The sequence below is a fragment of the Methylobacterium sp. J-070 genome (assembly GCF_022829385.1).
GTDB lineage: Bacteria > Pseudomonadota > Alphaproteobacteria > Rhizobiales > Beijerinckiaceae > Methylobacterium.
In genome coordinates, this window is record NZ_JAKSXX010000101.1 from 23683 (window position 1) to 41707 (window position 18025).

Below are 18025 nucleotides of genomic sequence, written 5' to 3' on the forward strand. Positions count from 1 at the left end.
CGGCTCACCCCCCGATCCGGCCGCCGAGGGCCTGCATGCTCGGCAGGAAGCTCGGGAAGCTCGTCACGATCATCGCCCCGTCATCCACCGTCACCGCGGCCCGCGTGGCGAGCCCCATCACCAGGAACGCCATGGCGATGCGGTGGTCCAGATGGGTCGCCACCGTGCCGCCGCCCGGGGCCGCCGTGCCGTCGCCCTCGACCACGAGGTCGTCGCCCTCCACCGCGTGGCGGACCCCGTTGGCCGCGAGCCCCGCCGCCACGGCCGCGAGGCGGTCGGATTCCTTCACGCGCAGTTCGTGCAGGCCGTTCATGCGCGTCCGGCCCTCGGCGAAGCCGGCCGCCACCGCCAGCACGGGATACTCGTCGATCATCGCCGGCGCCCGTTCGGCCGGGACGTCGACGCCCCGGAGCCGGCTCGCCCGCACCCGCAGGTCGGCCACGGTCTCGCCGCCCTCCTCCCGCTCGGCGACGCGCTCGATCGCGGCGCCCATCTCCAGCAGCGTCGTGATCAGCCCGGTGCGCAGGGGGTTCATCATCACGCCCTCGATCACCACGTCGGAGCCGGGGACGATCAGCGCCGCCACCAGCGGGAACGCCGCCGAGGACGGATCGGCCGGCACCACCACGTCGGTGCCGCGCAGGGTCGGCTGACCGGTGAGCGCCACGCGCCGCCCGTGGCCGCCGGGCCCGTGGGGTTCGACGCTGACCTGCGCGCCGAACAGGCGCAGCATCCGCTCGGTATGGTCCCGGGTGGCGGCCGCCTCGATCACCGTCGTGGTGCCGGGCGCGTTGAGACCGGCGAGCAGCACCGCGGACTTGATCTGCGCGGAGGCCGCCGGGGTCTCGTAGGTGATCGGGATCGCCTCCTTCAGGCCGCGCAGCGTCAGCGGCACGCGACCGCCCGGCGCTTCGGCCAAAACCTGCGCGCCCATGCGGGCAAGCGGATCGAGGATCCGGCGCATCGGCCGCGAGCGCAGCGAGGCGTCGCCGTCGAAGGTGGCGGTGACGGGCTGGCCGCCGACCACCCCCATCATCAGCCGGGAGCCGGTGCCGGCATTGCCGAAATCGAGCACGTCGGCCGGGTCGCTCAGGCCGCCGATGCCGACGCCGCGTACCCGCCAGCGCCCCGCGCCCAGCCTCTCGACGCCGGCACCGAGCGCCGTCGCGGCGGCGGCCGTACGCAGCACGTCGTCCCCCTCCAGGAGCCCCTCGACCCGGGTCTCGCCCTCGCTGAGCAGGCCGAGGATCAGGGAACGGTGGGAAATCGACTTGTCGCCCGGCGGACGCAGGCGCCCCCGCAGGGGCGTGCCCGGCGCTGCCGTGAGGGGTTCGGGAATCGAAGCGTGCGACACGGGAGGTCCGTTCGGGCTCTGGGGTGGTCCGGGATCCGGCGCGTCGCGCGGCATCGCCGCGGCGCTGCAATCGGACCGTGAATGCGCCGCGCGGTTAACACGCGTGATGCCCGGCGTCATCCACGGCCTCGACCGGGACCGGTACACCTCGGAAACGCCCCCGCTGCCTCGATTGACAGGTGCGGCGCCCGCGACTAACGGGGCCGCTTCCCCCCGAGACAGCATTGACGACGAGGTGTCCGCCCGTGGCCCGACCGGAACTTGGCTTGAAGCGCCAGTGCATGAGCTGCGGCGCGAAGTTCTACGACCTCGCCCGCGACCCCGCCGTCTGTCCGAAATGCGGCACCATCTATCAGGCGGCCGCAACCAGCCGCGTCGCGGCGCCCGTCCTGGCGCGCGCGCCGGTGGCGACCGACGATGAGGACGAGACGGACGAGAAGGGTCCGGAGCTCGTGTCCCTCGACGAGGTCGAGGCCGCCGAGGACGAGGCGGATCCGACGCCGGAGGACGAGACGGCCGAAGACGGCGACACGGCCGACGACGACACCTTCCTCGAAGAGGAGGATAGCGGCGATGACGATGTCGCCGACCTGATCGACGGCGACATCGAGAACGACGAGGAGGGCTGAGGCCGCGGCATCGACGAGACCCCGAACAATCGCGAAAAAAGGGGTTGAGTCCGCGGCGCGAGCCGCCTATAGAACCGCCCTCGCCGGACGCCAGCCGGACCGGCGAGACACCGCGGGACCCAAACCGCGGCGGATAGAGTGGGGCCTTAGCTCAGCTGGGAGAGCGCTTCCATGGCATGGAAGAGGTCATCGGTTCGATCCCGTTAGGCTCCACCATCCTCCCCTCGCGTTCGACGGCAAGTGCCGATGCCCGCCGGGGTCTCGTTACCACAGACAGACGCTCTGAATCGCCCGTACCCCGTCGGAGGCGCTTCGCCCTCCGGTTCAGCGCGTCAGGTGCCCGAGCGGCAGCGCCGTGGTGTATTTGACCTGCCCCAGCGCGAAGCTCGACCGGATGTTCGCCACGCCGGGAATGCGGGTGAGGTGATCCAGGACGAGCTTCTGATACTGTCCGAGGTCCTCCACCACCACGCGCAGCATGTAGTCGGCCTCGCCGCTCATCAGATAGCACTCCATCACCTCCGGGCGGCTGCGCACCGCCTCGTCGAAGGCCTGCAGCGCCGCCTGGGTCTGCTTCTCCAGCGAGACGTGCACGAACACGTTGACCGCGAGCCCCAGGCTGAGCGGGTCGACCACGGCGACGCAGCCGCGGATGATGCCGGCCTCCTTCAGGTCGTTGACCCGACGCCAGCAGGGTGACGTCGACAGGCCGACCTGCTCGGCCAGCTCCGCGACGCTGATCTCGCTGTCCTGCTGCAGGCGTTCGAGGATGCGCAGGCTGGCGGCATCGAGACGGACCGACTGGGAGACCACTTTTCCGTTCTCCGGTTTTTAATCGGCATAGCATGCCGCACATCACGGCATCGGAGGAGAATTTTTCGGCGCCCGGGGGGCCTCTCCGCGCCATCGCCTTCGAGGCTGGCGCCGCCACCCGCCGACCGACGGCACGATTGACCGTCAAGATCCGTCAATCCGGCAAAATATGCCAATGATCGCGTGCGCGTGACAAAAATTCGGCATGTCGCCCCGCGGCTGAATCCGTATGCTCCCATCGAAACACGGAGCCCGCGCCGATGAACGCCATACCGCCGAAAGCCAGCATCGCGCGCTCCGCGGAGGTCGATCACGATCCGGCCGAGACCCAGGATTGGCTGGCCGCCCTGGAATCCCTGTTCCGCACCGAGGGCGCGGCCCGGGCGCGGTTCATCCTCGATCGGTTGGAGCGGCGCTCGAAGGAGATCGGCATCCTCGACGAGGCGCTGCCCTACTCGCCCTACCGCAACACGGTTCCGCTGGAAAAGCAGCCGCGCTATCCGGGCGACCTCGACATCGAGGAGCGGCTCACCTCGATCATGCGCTGGAACGCCCTCGCCATGGTGGTGCGCGCCAACATGGCCTACGGCGAGCTCGGCGGCCACGTGGCGAGCTACGCCTCGGCGGCGGAGCTGTTCGAGGTCGGGTTCAACCACTTCTTCAAGGGCGGCGCGGACGGCGACCTCGTCTACTTCCAGCCGCATTCGGCGCCGGGCGTCTACGCCAGGGCCTTCCTCGAAGGGCGCCTGTCCGAGGAGCAGCTGAAGCACTACCGCCAGGAGATCGCCGGCGACGGGCTGTGCTCCTATCCGCATCCCTGGCTGATGCCGGATTTCTGGCAGGTGCCCACCGGGTCGATGGGGATCGGGCCGATCCACGCGGTCTATCAGGCGCGGTTCATGCGCTACCTCGCCAACCGCGGGCTCGCCGACACGTCCGGGCGCCACGTCTGGGGCGTGTTCGGCGACGGCGAGATGGACGAGCCGGAATCCATCGGCGGCCTGGCGCTGGCGGCCCGGGAGAAACTCGACAACCTGACCTTCGTCATCAACTGCAACCTGCAGCGGCTCGACGGGCCGGTGCGCGGCAACGGCCAGATCATCCAGGAGCTGGAGAGCCTGTTCCGCGGCGCGGGCTGGAACGTCGTCAAGGTGCTGTGGGGCTCGGAGTGGGACGGGATCTTCGCCCGCGACACCAACCACGCCCTGCTGCGCCGCTTCGCCGACACGGTCGACGGCAAGTACCAGACGCTCGGCGCCAAGGACGGTGCCTACAACCTCGCCCACTTCTTCGGTGAGGACCCGGAGGTGCGCGAACTCGTCGCCCACATGTCGGATGCCGACGTGGATCGGCTCAAGCGCGGCGGCCACGATTTCCGCAAGCTCCACGCCGCCTTCGCGGCCGCCAAGGCCACCAAGGGCCGGCCCACGGTGATCCTGGCCAAGACCAAGAAGGGCTACGGCATGGGCGGCGCGGGCGAGTCGCGCATGACCGCCCACCAGGCCAAGAAGCTCGACGTCGACGCGCTCCGCGCCTTCCGCGACCGCTTCGCCCTGCCGCTCACCGACGCGCAGGTGGAGGGCCTGGCCTTCTACAAGCCGGCCGAGGACGGCGCCGAGATGCGCTACCTCCGCGAGCGTCGGGAGACCCTGGGCGGCGTGCTGCCCGCCCGCCGCCGGACGGCGCCGACCCTGACGGTGCCGCCGCTCTCGACCTATGCGGGCTTTGCCCTGGAGGCGGCCGGCAAGGAGATGTCGACCACCACCGCGGTGGTGCGCCTGTTCGGCAACCTCCTGAAGCACAAGGAGCTCGGGCCGCGGGTCGTCCCGATCGTCGCCGACGAGGCGCGCACTTTCGGCATGGCCAACCTGTTCCGGCAGGTCGGGATCTACGCGCCCGAGGGGCAGCTCTATGAGCCGGAGGATGCCGGCTCGATGCTCTACTACCGGGAGGCGAAGGACGGGCAGCTCCTGGAGGAGGGCATCACCGAGGCCGGGGCGATCTCGTCCTGGACCGCGGCGGCCACGTCCTACAGCGTCCACGGCCTGTCGATGCTGCCGTTCTACATCTACTACTCGATGTTCGGCTTCCAGAGGGTCGGCGACCTGATCTGGGCGGCGGCGGACCAGCGGGCCCGCGGGTTCCTGATCGGCGCCACGGCGGGCCGCACGACCCTCGGCGGCGAAGGTCTCCAGCACCAGGACGGATCGAGCCATCTCGCCGCCGCCGCGATCCCGAACTGCCGGGCTTACGACCCGGCCTTCGCGTACGAGATGGCGGTGATCGTCGATCGCGGCACGCGGGCGATGATGGAGGAGGGCGAGGACGCGTTCTACTACCTCACCGCCATGAACGAGAACTACGCCCAGCCCTCCATGCCGGAGGGCGCTGAGGCCGGGATCCTGAAGGGGATGTACCGCCTCTCCGGGCCGGAAGCCGGGCAGGCCGCGATCCGCCTCCTCGGCTCGGGGGCGATCCTGCCGGAGGTGATCGCGGCGGCCGGCCTGCTCGCGCAGGACTGGGGCGTCGCCGCCGAGGTGTTCAGCGTGACGAGCTTCAGCGAGCTGGCCCGCGACGCCCGCGAGGCCGAGCGGCAGGCGATGCTCCATCCGGAGTCCGAGGCGCCCACGAGCCACGTGGCCGCCCTGCTGCCGGGCTCGACGCCGGTCGTGGCGGCGACCGATTACGTCCGGGCCTATCCGCAGCTCATCGCGTCCTATGTCGGCGCCCGGTTCGTGACGCTCGGCACCGACGGGTTCGGGCGCAGCGACACCCGCAACGCCCTGCGCCGCTTCTTCGAGGTGGACCGGCAGCACGTGGCGGTGGCCGCCCTGCACGCGCTCGCCGAGGCCGGCACGGTGCCGCGCGCGACCGTCGCCGAGGCGATCCGCCGATACGGCATCGACGCCGACACGCCGGCGCCCTGGACGATCTGAGATCTCCGATCCGCAGCCTCATCCCGAGGTGCTGCGCAGCAACCGCGAGGAAGCCCTCCAGGGATCGCGCCGCCGGCTGGAGGGCTCCTTCGGGGGCCCGCCGACGCGGGCGCCTCGGGATGAGCGGTGCGGGTGGGAGATCCGCCCGCCGTCGCAGACCCGGTGCGAGGTCCCCGCCCGGACCCTCCCTCCACCAGAAGACCCTTCCGCCCCAGACGGGCACAGCCACGGAAGACCGCCCGCATGAGCGCCGCGCTACAGATCGCCCTCCCGGACATCGGCGATTACCGGGACGTCCCGGTGATCGAACTGCTGGTGAAGCCGGGCGACCGCGTCGCCGTCGACGATCTGATCCTCAGCATCGAGTCCGACAAGGCGACCATGGAGGTCCCCTCCCCGGTCGCCGGCATCGTGCGGGAATTGCTGGTCGCGGTGGGTTCGAAGGTCTCCGAGGGGACGCCGATTCTGGTGGTCGAGGCGGCCGACGCGCCTCCCCCTCCCCCCTCTGCGGGGGAGGGTACCCTGCGGAGCGGGGGGGGAGAGGGGCAGCGCGACGCTGCGGGTTTCGGCCCCGGACATGACCTGTCCGGAGGCGGCCCTCCCCTCTCCCGACCCGCCCTGACGGCCGGGCCATCCTCCCCCGCAGAGGGGGGGGGGAGCGCGCGTGGCATATCCGGAGCAGACCTTCCCCCGGCCGCGCCGTCGAACGACGATCGGCGGCCGGTCGCGCAGGGCGACGTCCACGCCAGCCCGTCCGTGCGCCAGCTCGCCCGCGAACTCGGCGTCCCCCTCGACCGCGTGGCCGCGACCGGCCCGAAGGGGCGGATCCTGCGGGAGGATCTGCACGCCTTCGTCAAGGCGGCGCTTCAGGCCCCGGCTCAGGCGCCCGCCCCATCCTCCGGGATCGGCGCCGGCCTGCCGCCCTGGCCGGAGGTGAAGTACGAAAACTTCGGCCCGGTCCGGCGCGAGCCCCTGTCGCGGATCCAGACGATCTCGGGGGCCAACCTCAGCCGCAACTGGCTCACCATCCCGCACGTCACCAATTTCGACCGGGCCGACGTCACCGAGATCGAAGCGTTCCGGGTCGCGCTCAACAAGGAGACGCGCACGCCGCCCGCGAAGGTCACCATGGTGGCGTTCCTGATCAAGGCCGCGGCCTCGGCGCTGCGGGCCTATCCGCGCTTCAACACCTCCCTGGCCGGCTCGGACCTCGTCCTGAAGGACTACGTCCATGTCGGCTTCGCGGTGGATACGCCCAGAGGCCTGATGGTGCCGGTGGTCCGGGACTGCGACCGCAAGGGCCTGATCGAGATCGCCACCGAGATGGCGGCGCTCGCCGACAAGGCCCGGGCCGGCAGCCTCGCGGGCGCCGACATGCAGGGCGGATGCTTCTCGGTGTCGTCGCTGGGCGGCATCGGCGGCGACGGCTTCACCCCGATCATCAACGCCCCCGAGGTCGCGATCCTGGGCGCGGCGCGCTCGCGCATGGAGGCGGTCTGGGACGGAGATTCCTTCCGGCCGCGCCTGATCCTGCCGCTGAGCCTGTCCTGGGATCACCGGGTGGTCGACGGCGTCGCCGCCGCCCGGTTCCTCGGCCACATCGCGTCGGTCCTGTCGGACCTGCGCCGCGCCCTCCTGTGACGGGATCCGCCATGTCCGAGACCCTCGACATCCGCGTCCCCGATCTCGGGGACTACGCCGACGTGCCCGTCATCGAGATCCCGGTGGCGCCCGGCCAAGCGGTCGCCAAGGATCAGACCCTGCTGGTGGTGGAATCCGACAAGGCGGCCCTGGATATCCCGTCCCCGATCGCCGGACGTCTCGTGGAGATGCTGGTGGGCCTCGGCGATACCGTCTCGGCCGGCACGCTCGTCGCCCGCATCGCCGCTGCGGACACGGCCGCGGAGGCGAAGGCCGAGCGGAGCAGCGGGACGCCGGAGGCGGGCCCCCCGCCCGTTGCGGCGCCCTCCGTCCCGTCGGCGGGGGCGCCCGCCGATGCCGCCTGCGACGTCCTGGTGATCGGCGGCGGACCCGGCGGCTATGCGGCGGCCTTTCGCGCCGCCGACCTCGGCCGGCGGGTGATTCTCGTCGAGCGCGACGCGACCCTCGGCGGCGTCTGCCTCAACGTCGGGTGCATCCCCTCCAAGGCGCTGCTCCACGTGGCCGCCGTCACGGAGGAAGCCGCCCGCCTGGGCGACCACGGCATCCACTTCGGCGCCCCCACGATCGACCTCGCCAAGCTGCGGACGTTCAAGGCCGCCACCGTGAGGCGGCTCACCGACGGGCTCACCCAGATGGCGCGCCAGCGCAAGGTCGAGGTCGTGCGCGGCACCGCGCAGTTCACAGGACCGCACGCGGTCTCGGTGGCCCTCCATGCGGGCGGGGAACGCTGCGTCACCTTCGCGAACGCCATCGTCGCGGCGGGCTCGACGCCGACGGCGCTGCCGATGCTGCCGGAGGATCCGCGCATCGTGAACTCCACCGGCGCCCTGGCGCTGCCCTTCGTGCCGAAGCGCATGCTGGTGATCGGCGGCGGCATCATCGGCCTCGAGATGGCGACGGTCTACAGCGCCCTGGGGGCGCGCATCGACCTGGTCGAGCGCCTGCCGAACCTGATGGAGGGCGTGGATCGGGACCTCGTGGCGGTCTGGACGAAGCGCAACGCCCACCGATTCGACCGCGTGCAGACCGGCGCCGAGATCGTGACCGTCACGGCCGAGACCGACGGCGTCGCCGTGACCCTGGCGGGCGGGGCGGAGCCGCAGACCTACGACCTCGTGCTCCAGGCGGCGGGTCGGCGTCCGAACGGCGCGGCCCTGGGCCTCGGCGCGGCGGGCGTGACGGTGGAGAGCGGCTTCATCCCCGTCGACGCGCAGATGCGCACCAACGTGCCCCACATCTACGCCGTCGGCGACCTCGTCGGCCAGCCGATGCTGGCCCACAAGGCCGTGCATCAGGGCCATGTCGCCGCCGAGGTGGCGGCCGGGCACAGGGCCGGGTTCGACGCCGGCGTGATCCCGTCGGTGGCCTATACGGACCCGGAGATCGCCTGGGTCGGCCTCACCGAGACCGCCGCGAAGGCCGCTGGCCGAGCCGTCGAGGTGGCGCGCTTCCCCTGGGCCGCCTCGGGCCGCGCCATCGCCAACGGTGCGGATTACGGCTTGACCAAACTGCTGTTCGACGCCCGGACGAAGCGCGTGCTCGGCGGCGCCATCGTCGGCCCGAGCGCGGGCGACATGATCGGCGAGGTCGCGCTGGCCATCGAGATGGGGGCGGACGCCACCGACATCGGCCGGACGATCCACCCGCACCCGACGCTGGGCGAGACGATCGGCCTGGCGGCCGAGGCCGCGCTCGGTCTCTGCACCGACCTGCCGCCCGTGGCGCGGCGACCCAAGACGGCGCATCTCGACCCTGCGGACTTTCCTGGCTAGATCTCGGTAGACGGCGTCGAGTCGGTCCGAGATCGGCCGGCCCGCAGCGTTCTGCCGGGCGCCCTCGCGAAGGCCGCTCAGCTGAAACCGAGGCTTCGATCGGGAGGATGCGTGGCGCGATGCCGTGGCGGGCTGAACCACTGTTCCGAGGATCGACCGCGATCGGGCCAGGACTTGCCCGGATCCGCCTCGCGATCCGGAAAAGCTTGCCGGTCGGCCTCGTCATGACGGCTATTCTGCCGGTGAGCGCGGCACGGAACGCCCGGGCGGAGGCGCCGGCTACCATCGACGCCCCGGCCGGAGCGAGCGCGGAGGTGCTGACCGCGGCCCTGCGCAGCCGGATCCTGGCGGCCCACAGCGCCACCTTCGCCCTCGAGAGCTGGTGCGCCGACCACAAGCTCGCCGCGGATCCCCGTCTGGTGGCGGAGCGCCTGGCAGGGCCGGACAAGCCCCTGACCGCCGCGCAGCGCGTCCGGCTGGGCATCGGTCCCGACGAGCCGGTGCGCTATCGGCGCGTGCGCCTCGCCTGCGGCGACCGCGTCCTGTCTGAGGCGGACAACTGGTACGTCCCGGCCCGGCTGACGGCCGACATGAACGCCACGCTGGACGGCACCCGGACGCCCTTCGGCCGGGTGGTCCGCACGCTCGCCCCGGTGCGCCGCACGGTCGCGGTCCGCGCCGGGAACCAGACCGGTGCGCATGGTCCGTCCGATCCGCTGTTCGAGGTCGATGCCGTGCTGACGACGGGGGCCGGCCTGCCGTTCTGCGAGGTCGTGGAGACCTACCTGGGCAGCGCCCTGCCTCAGGCTCAGCACTGAGCGGACACGAGAGACGGTTACGGGAGTGTAAGGATGCGTTCCATGGTACGTCCGGCGATCCTGGCGGCGCTCGCGGCCGGCTTCGCCTGCAGTCCCGCTCGGGCCGCCGATCCGTCCGGGACATGGCTCACGGAGACCGGTACCTCGCGGGTCCGGATCACGCCCTGCGGCGGCGGTTTCTGCGGGAGCATCGTGAGTGCGCCCGGCAAGGGGCTCGATGCGAAGAACCCCGACCCGGCCCTGCGCGGGCGCAGCGTGGTCGGCATCCAGATCCTCAACGCGCCGCAGGCCGACGGCGCCGGCTTCTCCGGGTCGCTCTACAACCCGAACGACGGCAAGACCTATTCCGGCTCGCTCCGCCTCACCGGGCCCAACAGCCTCGAAGTCGCCGGCTGCGTGATGAGCGTCTTCTGCAAGCGGCAGACCTGGACGCGGGTGAACTGATCACCCGCCGTCCCGAGACCCGATCGCGGGAACGCCGGCCCCGTCGAGGCCGCCTCAGGCGGCCTCGGTGAGCGCCTGTTGGACGGCGTCGAGGGCGGCCTCGGCCCCCGCCCCGTTCGGGCCGCCGGCCTGCGCCATGTCGCGGCGGCCGCCGCCGCCCTTGCCGCCCAGCGCGCCGGCGCCGGCGCGCACGAGGCCGACCGCGTCGTAGCGTTCGGTGAGGTCGTCGGTGACGCCGACCACCAGCCCCGCCTTGCCGTCGGCCGCCACGCCGACGATCGCCACGATGCCGGAGCCCAGCCGCTTCTTCTCCTCGTCGACGATCGGCTTGAGGTCGCGCATGTCGAGCCCCTCGACCACCGAGCGACGGAAGGCGATGCCGGCGATCTCGGACTGCCGCGCGCCGGAACCCGGGCCGCCCTCCCCGCCCATGGCGAGCTTGCGGCGGGTCTCGCTCAGCTCGCGCTCCAGGCGCCGCCGATCCTCCATCAGCGCCGCGAGGCGGTCGGGCGCCTCCGAGACAGGCGCCTTGAGGAGACCCGCGAGAGCCGCCAGGGTCCGGGCCTCCTCGGCCCGGTGGTGGCGCGCGGCGTCGGCCGTGAGCGCCTCGATCCGGCGCACGCCCGCGCCCACCGCGCTCTCGGCCACCACGGTGATCGCGCCGATATCCCCGGTGCGTTCCGCATGGGTGCCGCCGCAGAGTTCGACGGAGAAGGTCTTCGGCCGTCCCGAAGCGGCCTTGCCGTCGACCGGCAGCCCCATCGAGACGAACCGCACCTCGTCGCCGTACTTCTCGCCGAACAGCGCCCGGGCCCCCGACGCGATGGCGTCGTCCACCGCCATCAGCTTGGTCACCACCGGGACGTTCTGGAGCAGGACCGCGTTGGCGAGGTCCTCGACCCGGGCGAGTTCCTCGGCCTCGATCGGCTTCGGGTGGCTGATGTCGAAGCGCAGGCGGTCCGGGCTCACCAGGGAGCCCTTCTGGGCGACGTGGTCGCCCAGCACCTGCCGCAGGGCCTCGTGCAGGAGGTGGGTGGCCGAGTGGTTGGCGCGGATCGCCCGGCGGCGGGCATGATCGACCTTCAGCTCCACCGGCTGCTCCAGGCCGAGGGCGCCCTCCTCGACGCTGACATGGTGCACGAACAGGTCGCCCAGCTTCTTCTCGGTGTCGGTGACCCGCGCCCGCAGACCCGGGCCGACGATCAGACCGGTATCGCCGACCTGGCCGCCGGATTCCGCGTAGAACGGCGTCTGGTTGACCAGGACCAGGCCGCTCTCCCCGGCCGCGAGGCTCGCCACCTCGGCGCCGTCGCGCAGCAGGGCGGTCACGATGCCCTCCGCCGTCTCCGTCTCGTAGCCCAGAAACTCCGTGGCGCCGACCCGCTCGCGCAGGCCGAACCAGACCGTCTCGGTGGCGGCCTCGCCCGATCCCTTCCAGGCTTCGCGCGCCGCCTGCTTCTGGCGCTGCATCGCCGCCGAGAAGGCCTCCGTGTCCACGCCGATGCCCCGGGCCTTCAGGGCGTCCTGGGTGAGGTCGAGGGGGAAGCCGTAGGTGTCGTAGAGCGTGAAGGCGGTCTCGCCGGAGAGCTTGTCGCCGGCCTTGAGCTCGCGGCTCTCCGAATCGAGGATCGTCAGACCGCGCTCCAGGGTGCGGCGGAACCGGGTCTCCTCGAGCTTCAGGGTCTCGGCGATCAGGCTCTCGGCCCGCATCAGCTCGGGATAGGCTTGGCCCATCTCCCGAACCAGCGTCGGCACGAGGCGGTACATGGTGGGCTCCCGGGCGCCCAGGATCTCGGCGTGGCGCATGGCGCGCCGCATGATCCGGCGCAGCACGTAGCCGCGGCCCTCGTTGCCCGGCAGCACGCCGTCGGCGACCAGGAAGGAGGCGGCCCGCAGGTGGTCGGCGATCACCCGGTAGGAGGCCTGGGTGGCGGGCTCGGGCGCCCGCGCGACCGCATGCGCCACGGCGTCGATCAGCGCCCTGAACAGGTCCGTCTCGTAGTTCGAGTGCACGCCCTGGAGGATCGCCGCCATGCGCTCCAGGCCCATCCCGGTGTCGATCGAGGGCCGCGGCAGCGGATTGCGCGTGCCGGGCTCGACCTGCTCGTATTGCATGAACACGAGGTTCCAGAACTCGAGGAAGCGGTCGCCATCCTCGTCCGGAGAGCCGGGCGGGCCGCCCTGCAGCGCCGGGCCCTGGTCGATGAAGATCTCCGAGCACGGGCCGCAGGGGCCGGTATCGCCCATCTGCCAGAAATTGTCCGACGTCCCGATCCGGATGATCCTGGAGTCCGGGAAGCCGGCGATCTTCTTCCACAGGCCGGCGGCCTCGTCGTCGTCCGCGTAGACCGTCACGAGGAGCCGGTCGGGCTTCAGCCCGAACTCCTTGGTGATCAGCGTCCAGGCCAGCTCGATGGCGCGGTCCTTGAAATAGTCGCCGAACGAGAAGTTGCCGAGCATCTCGAAGAACGTGTGGTGGCGCGCGGTGTAGCCGACGTTGTCGAGGTCGTTGTGCTTGCCGCCGGCCCGCACGCATTTCTGCGCCGTCGTCGCCCGGTCGTAGGCGCGCTTCTCCACGCCGGTGAAGACGTTCTTGAACTGCACCATGCCGGCGTTGGTGAACATCAGCGTCGGGTCGTTCTTCGGCACGAGGCTCGAAGACGGCACGATCTCGTGCCCCGCCTTGGCGAAGAAGTCGAGGAAGGTCGACCGGATCTCGTTGACGCCGCTCATCGGGGGCTGACTCTGGCAGGACACACGGGGACGGGGCGCCACGCCATTGTCGCGCGGCACCCGCTTGGCGCCCTCTTAAGAGCGGATCCGGCGCGAGTCACGGGCGGCCCGCCGCGAATTCTCCGCAGGATGTCGCAACTCGGCCACAAGCGCGGCCGTGTTGTCGCCACAACTGTCAAGCGATGGTGGGTCCGTGGCGCCATGTTGGCGTGTGGAGAGTCGGGATAACGATGCAGGGCCGCACGGTCGGATCGCCGAGGACCATCACCGGGAAGCAGGGCCAGTTCGGCTCGGGCCGCGCCGATGTGATCGCCGCCCAGCCCATGCTGGGCCGTGCCCATGGGAGCCGCCCTGCCCTGTTCCGCTCGCTGCTCACGGTGTCGCTGATCGCGGGCGGACTGAGCGCCGCCCTGATCGGATCGGGGGTCGACCTCGGCCGAGTCGGACTGTCGCCGGCGGTCTCCCCCGCGGAGGCCGCCACCGAGATCCCGATGCCCCGCCCGCGGATCCACATGGTGGCGCTCAGCACCGAGCTGGAGCAGACGCCGCTGCGGGCCTCGTCCAGCTTCGCCGCCGTACACGATCTCGACACCGAGATCGGCTCCAACACGGTCGACCGGGTGTCGTACGACTTCCTGCTCTCCGAGAGCGCGGGCGGCGACCCGAACGACATCCTCGAATTCGGCCCGATGAAGATTCGCCGCCACCTCGTGCAGAAGATCGTGCGCGCCGCCCAGGCGGTCCAGACCGATCCGGTCCTGCTCATGGCGGTCGCCGACAAGGAATCGAGCTTCGTCACCGCGGTCCAGGCCAAGACCTCCTCGGCGACCGGCCTCTACCAGTTCATCGAGCGCACGTGGCTCGGTGTGGTGCGCGATTTCGGCGCCAAGTACGGGTTGGAGAAGGAGGCCGCGCTGATCACGGCCGACGCCAACGACCGGCCGGTGATCACCGACCCGGCCGAGCGCACCCGCGTCCTGGAACTGCGCCGCGATCCCTACCTGTCGGCGCTGATGGCCGGCGAGATGCTGAAGCGCGACGCCGCCCGCATCGCGCTGCGGATCGGGCGCGAACTGACCCTCGGCGAGGTCTACCTCGCCCACTTCCTGGGGCCGGACGATGCCGGGGAGTTCCTCGCCAACGTCGTCAACAAGCCGGCCGCCGCCGCGGCCGCCCTGCTGCCCGGCCCGGCCCGGGCCAACCGCTCGATCTTCTTCGCAGCCGGTCGATTCGTCGGCCGTGGCCGTCACCGCAAGCCGCTGAGCCTGTCGGTGGCCCAGGTCCACGAGAAGTTCGAGGCGATGATGAGCACCCGCGGGTCACGCTACCAGAACGTCCGCGCGGTCTCCGGCGTCATGGCCTACGCGGATGCCGAAGCCAGCACCGCCACGCAGTAACGCGTCGGTGAGACGCCGCGGGTTTCGGGATATCTTGCGCAACCAGCGACGGATTGCCGACTTTCCTCCCCAGGCGCCGCTTTCACGATAGGCGCGGTGGTCCGACTTCGGGGGAAGTCCTTGAAAAAGCACCAGACGAGCGCGCCCCTTCCGCTCACCGATACGCTGTCACCGGGTCTTCCGCTCGATCAGATCGGTCTGAAACTCGCGTCGATTTACGACGACCTCGTGTCCGAGGGTGTGCCGGAGCATCTCGCGGCTCTGGTGCGTCGCGTCCGCCAGGCTGACGACCGGGCGCCCACCCTGCGCGAGGCGGCCCCCGCGCCGACGGTCCACGAGCACCCGCGCCTTGCGCTCGTGGTCGAGGACGAACCCGAGATCCGTGCCCTCGCGGAGACGCTCTTGGAGGAGACCGAACTCGACGTGGTCGGGTGCGACAGCGCCGAGGCCGCCCTCTCGGTCCTGCAGGCCCGGGGTGGCGACGTTGCGCTCGTCTTCGCCGATATCCGTCTGGCCGGTAAGATGGACGGCCTGCAGCTCGCCCGGGCCGTGGCGACGCTGTGGCCCCGGGCGCGGCTGGTGATCACCTCCGGCCACCACCTGCCCCGGCCCGACCTGCCGGCGGAAGCGGTTTTCATTGCCAAGCCCTGGCGCGCCCTCGACGTCCTGGTCGAGGCCGAGCGCGCCGCCGCGGAGTCGCCACCGCCGGTGCTGTGACGGCGGTCTGCCCGCAATGCGGCCCCGTTCGCCGGCCGTCCAAGTTGCCGAGAGTCGCCCCGGCATGGCGGGTCGCCCGCGCCGGGCCCGAGCCTTGCATCGCCGGCGATCGACTCGGCACGAGCCCGGAGCTGTCGACTTTGCCGATCCTGTCTGTCCGTCACCGAACGGTCTATCGGTATCGGCGACCGGTCTCCTTTGGCGAGCACCGGATCATGTTCCGCCCGCGCGACAGCTACGATCAGCGCCTGATCGAGGCGACCCTCGACGTCACGCCGGAGCCGGCCAGCCTGCGCTGGATGTTCGACGTCTTCGGTAACTGCGTGGCGGTGACGACCTTCGAGACCCGCGCCGAGACGCTCACGTTCGACTGCGGCATCACCCTCGAACACACGCCCGAGCACGCGCCGGTCTTCCCGCTGGCCCCTCACGCCACCCACTATCCCTTCGGCTACGGCGCCGAGGACATGCCGGACCTCGCCCGATCGATCGAGCGGCAATGGCCGGATCCGCGCCACGAGGTCGACGCCTGGGCGCGCGGGTTCCTGCCCGCGCAGGGGCGCATTCCCACGCAGGATCTGCTGGCGGCGATGACCCGCGGCGTACGCGCCAACTTCACCTATCTCGCCCGGTCCGAGAAGGGCGTCCAGGATCCGCTGACGACCCTGCGCGGCAGGATCGGCTCGTGCCGCGACTTCGCGGTTCTGATGATGGAGGGCGTGCGGGCCCTCGGCATGGCCGCCCGCTTCGTCTCCGGATACCTCTACAATCCCCGCAACGACCGCGCCCGCCACGTGGGCGGCGGATCGACCCATGCCTGGCTGCAGGTCTACCTGCCCGGTGCCGGCTGGGTCGAGTTCGACCCGACCAACGGCATCGTGGGCAACCGCGACCTGATCCGCGTGGCAGTGGCCCGCAGCCCCGCGCAGGCGGTGCCGCTGCACGGATCGTTCTTCGGCCTCGCCAGCGACGATCTCGGCATGCGCGTCGAGGTCGACGTGATCGAACGGCTCGACGACACCCTCACGACCCGCGCCCCCCACGGGGCACCGCCGACTCTGGCGCGTTGAGCCCCCGGACCCGGAACGAGCGTGCGTGGCGACCCCGCGCGAATGGCGACAGAGCAAGGTGGCCGCAATGAAGATCAAGACCGGTTTCGATATCGCCTTCACGCTGTCGCAGCCGACCCCGATGATCCTGATGCTGAGCGTCCATCCCTCCCGGATGTCCGACGTGCTGACACCGCACGTGCTCACCTTCGATCCGCCGATCCCGGCCCGGGAGTACCGGGACGGCTTCGACAACATCTGCCACCGCATCATCGCGCCGCCGGGGCAGCTCACGGTCTCGGCCGACGTGACGGTCCAGGATTCCGGCCTGCCCGACGTCGTCGTCCCGGAGGCCCGCCAGATCCCCGTCCAGGACCTGCCGGACGAGGTCATGATCTACCTGCTCGGCTCCCGCTACTGCGACACCGACAAGCTGTCGCAAACCGCATGGTCGCTGTTCGGCACGACGCCGGAAGGCTGGGGGCGGGTCCAGGCGATCGTCGACTACACCCACGAGCGCATCCGGTTCGATTACCAGCGCGCCGACGCCACCCGCAGCGCGCATGACGGGTTCATGCAGCGCGAGGGTGTGTGCCGGGACTTCGCCCATCTGGCGGTGGCGTTCTGCCGGTGCATGAACATCCCGGCGCGCTACGCCACCGGCTACCTCGGCGACATCGGCGTGCCGAAGGACCCCGCACCAATGGATTTCTCCGCCTGGTTCGAGGTCTACCTCGCCGGCCCCGAGGGGCCGCGCTGGTACACGTTCGATGCCCGGCACAACAAGCCCCGCATCGGCCGTATCGTCATGGCCCGCGGCCGCGATGCCACCGACTGCGCGATCTCGACGAATTTCGGTTACGCGCATCTCGCGCGCTTCGACGTCCACACCGACGAGGTCGCCTGACAGGGCCCGCACGGTCGGGCGGCCCTGCGTATTCCCCCGGTCGACAAAATCTTGGCATGTGCGTGGAACTGCCTGCCTATGCTCACGCTTGTAATGGCAAAGGTTATTGCACAGGTAGGCCACTCATGAAGACCAGGGTCACCGCACTCGCCGCACTCCTCGGCGTCGCTGTTCTTGCCGCCTCGCCGGTGCTTGCAGCTTCGTCGTACGATCCCTTCGGGACCGAGGGCGCCGACGACTATTATTCCGATCAGGGCCAGTACGGTTACCAGGGCACTTACGCTCCGGGCTACGGCCAGGGCGTCCAGGCGGCCCCGCAGGCCCAGGTCCAGCCGATCCCCCGTGAGGTCGTGGCGTTCGACGCGGCCTACGCGCCGGGCACCATCGTCGTCTCCACCGCGGAGCGGCGCCTGTACCTGGTGCTCGGCAACGGCCAGGCGCTCCGCTACGGCGTCGGCGTCGGTCGCCCGGGCTTCAGCTGGAGCGGGACCAACACCATCACGGCCAAGCGCGAGTGGCCGTCGTGGACGCCGCCCAAGGCCATGATCGCCCGCCGCCCCGACCTGCCGCGCTACATGGCCGGCGGCATCGAGAACCCGCTGGGCGCCCGCGCCATGTATATCGGCCACACCGAGTACCGCATCCACGGCTCCAATGAGCCGGACACGATCGGTCAGGCCGTGTCGTCGGGATGCATCCGGATGACCAACGACGACGTGACCGACCTCTACGAGCGCGTGAAGGTCGGCGCCAAGGTTGTCGTTCTGAACTGATCGGTCGGCCGGATCCCCAAG

The 18025-nt window shown here is 71.1% G+C and carries 14 protein-coding genes and 1 tRNA gene; 12 read left to right on the top strand and 3 right to left on the bottom strand.

The window, feature by feature from the left end; translation table 11 throughout:
- Window positions 1–4 precede the first annotated feature (4 nt).
- The gene (aroA, locus tag MKL01_RS07395) at window positions 5–1354 is read right to left on the bottom strand and encodes a 3-phosphoshikimate 1-carboxyvinyltransferase (protein ID WP_243904566.1); all 1350 of its coding nucleotides are present in this window, start codon (window positions 1352–1354) and stop codon (window positions 5–7) included.
- Window positions 1355–1599: 245 nt separating this feature from the next.
- Between aroA and MKL01_RS07400 the strand changes: the two genes are divergently transcribed.
- Together MKL01_RS07400 and MKL01_RS07405 are read left to right on the top strand one after the other, a co-directional pair.
- Entirely contained in the window at window positions 1600–1983 is a 384-nt protein-coding gene (locus tag MKL01_RS07400) for a TIGR02300 family protein (RefSeq protein ID WP_243904567.1), read from the top strand.
- A gap of 140 nt (window positions 1984–2123) precedes the next feature.
- Window positions 2124–2199 (top strand) — tRNA-Ala (locus MKL01_RS07405).
- A 108-nt stretch (window positions 2200–2307) separates the two neighbouring features.
- Here the strand turns inward: MKL01_RS07405 and MKL01_RS07410 are convergent.
- Window positions 2308–2796: an Lrp/AsnC family transcriptional regulator gene (locus tag MKL01_RS07410; protein ID WP_243904568.1), complete on the bottom strand. Its 489-nt coding sequence runs from the start codon at window positions 2794–2796 to the stop codon at window positions 2308–2310.
- 260 nt (window positions 2797–3056) lie between these two features.
- Here MKL01_RS07410 and mdeB point away from each other — a divergent pair, with 260 nt between their 5' ends.
- The 5 genes from mdeB (at window position 3057) to MKL01_RS07435 (ending at window position 10428) form a co-directional block, all read left to right on the top strand.
- Window positions 3057–5732 carry an alpha-ketoglutarate dehydrogenase gene (gene mdeB, locus MKL01_RS07415; protein WP_243904569.1) on the top strand — a complete coding sequence of 892 codons (2676 nt, stop codon included), beginning with the start codon at window positions 3057–3059 and terminating at the stop codon, window positions 5730–5732.
- A 243-nt stretch (window positions 5733–5975) separates the two neighbouring features.
- Window positions 5976–7373 (top strand): 2-oxo acid dehydrogenase subunit E2, encoded by a 1398-nt coding sequence (locus tag MKL01_RS07420; RefSeq protein WP_243904570.1) that lies wholly within the window; start codon window positions 5976–5978, stop codon window positions 7371–7373.
- Between the two features lie 11 nt (window positions 7374–7384).
- Window positions 7385–9166: a dihydrolipoyl dehydrogenase gene (gene lpdA, locus MKL01_RS07425; RefSeq protein ID WP_243904571.1), complete on the top strand. Its 1782-nt coding sequence runs from the start codon at window positions 7385–7387 to the stop codon at window positions 9164–9166.
- 224 nt (window positions 9167–9390) lie between these two features.
- Window positions 9391–9984, top strand: a complete 594-nt coding sequence (locus MKL01_RS07430) for a hypothetical protein (protein WP_243904572.1) — start codon at window positions 9391–9393, stop codon at window positions 9982–9984.
- A gap of 33 nt (window positions 9985–10017) precedes the next feature.
- A complete protein-coding gene (locus tag MKL01_RS07435; RefSeq protein ID WP_243904573.1) occupies window positions 10018–10428 on the top strand; it encodes a DUF2147 domain-containing protein in 411 nt (136 codons plus the stop codon).
- 54 nt (window positions 10429–10482) lie between these two features.
- Here MKL01_RS07435 and alaS read toward each other — a convergent pair whose 3' ends face one another.
- Entirely contained in the window at window positions 10483–13161 is a 2679-nt protein-coding gene (gene alaS, locus MKL01_RS07440) for an alanine--tRNA ligase (RefSeq protein WP_243904574.1), read from the bottom strand.
- A gap of 230 nt (window positions 13162–13391) precedes the next feature.
- On the opposite strand from alaS, the gene MKL01_RS07445 reads away from it, so the two are divergent.
- The 5 genes from MKL01_RS07445 to MKL01_RS07465 all read left to right on the top strand — a co-directional run bounded on the left by MKL01_RS07445 (window position 13392) and on the right by MKL01_RS07465 (window position 18004).
- Window positions 13392–14558 (top strand): transglycosylase SLT domain-containing protein, encoded by a 1167-nt coding sequence (locus MKL01_RS07445; RefSeq protein ID WP_243904575.1) that lies wholly within the window; start codon window positions 13392–13394, stop codon window positions 14556–14558.
- Window positions 14559–14678: 120 nt separating this feature from the next.
- Complete coding sequence (locus MKL01_RS07450) at window positions 14679–15275, top strand: response regulator (RefSeq protein WP_243904576.1); 597 nt, start codon at window positions 14679–14681, stop codon at window positions 15273–15275.
- A 140-nt stretch (window positions 15276–15415) separates the two neighbouring features.
- Entirely contained in the window at window positions 15416–16345 is a 930-nt protein-coding gene (locus MKL01_RS07455) for a transglutaminase family protein (RefSeq protein ID WP_243904577.1), read from the top strand.
- Between the two features lie 67 nt (window positions 16346–16412).
- Entirely contained in the window at window positions 16413–17231 is an 819-nt protein-coding gene (locus MKL01_RS07460) for a transglutaminase-like domain-containing protein (RefSeq protein WP_243904578.1), read from the top strand.
- Window positions 17232–17356: 125 nt separating this feature from the next.
- Window positions 17357–18004 carry a L,D-transpeptidase gene (locus MKL01_RS07465; RefSeq protein WP_243904579.1) on the top strand — a complete coding sequence of 216 codons (648 nt, stop codon included), beginning with the start codon at window positions 17357–17359 and terminating at the stop codon, window positions 18002–18004.
- Window positions 18005–18025: the final 21 nt, after the last annotated feature.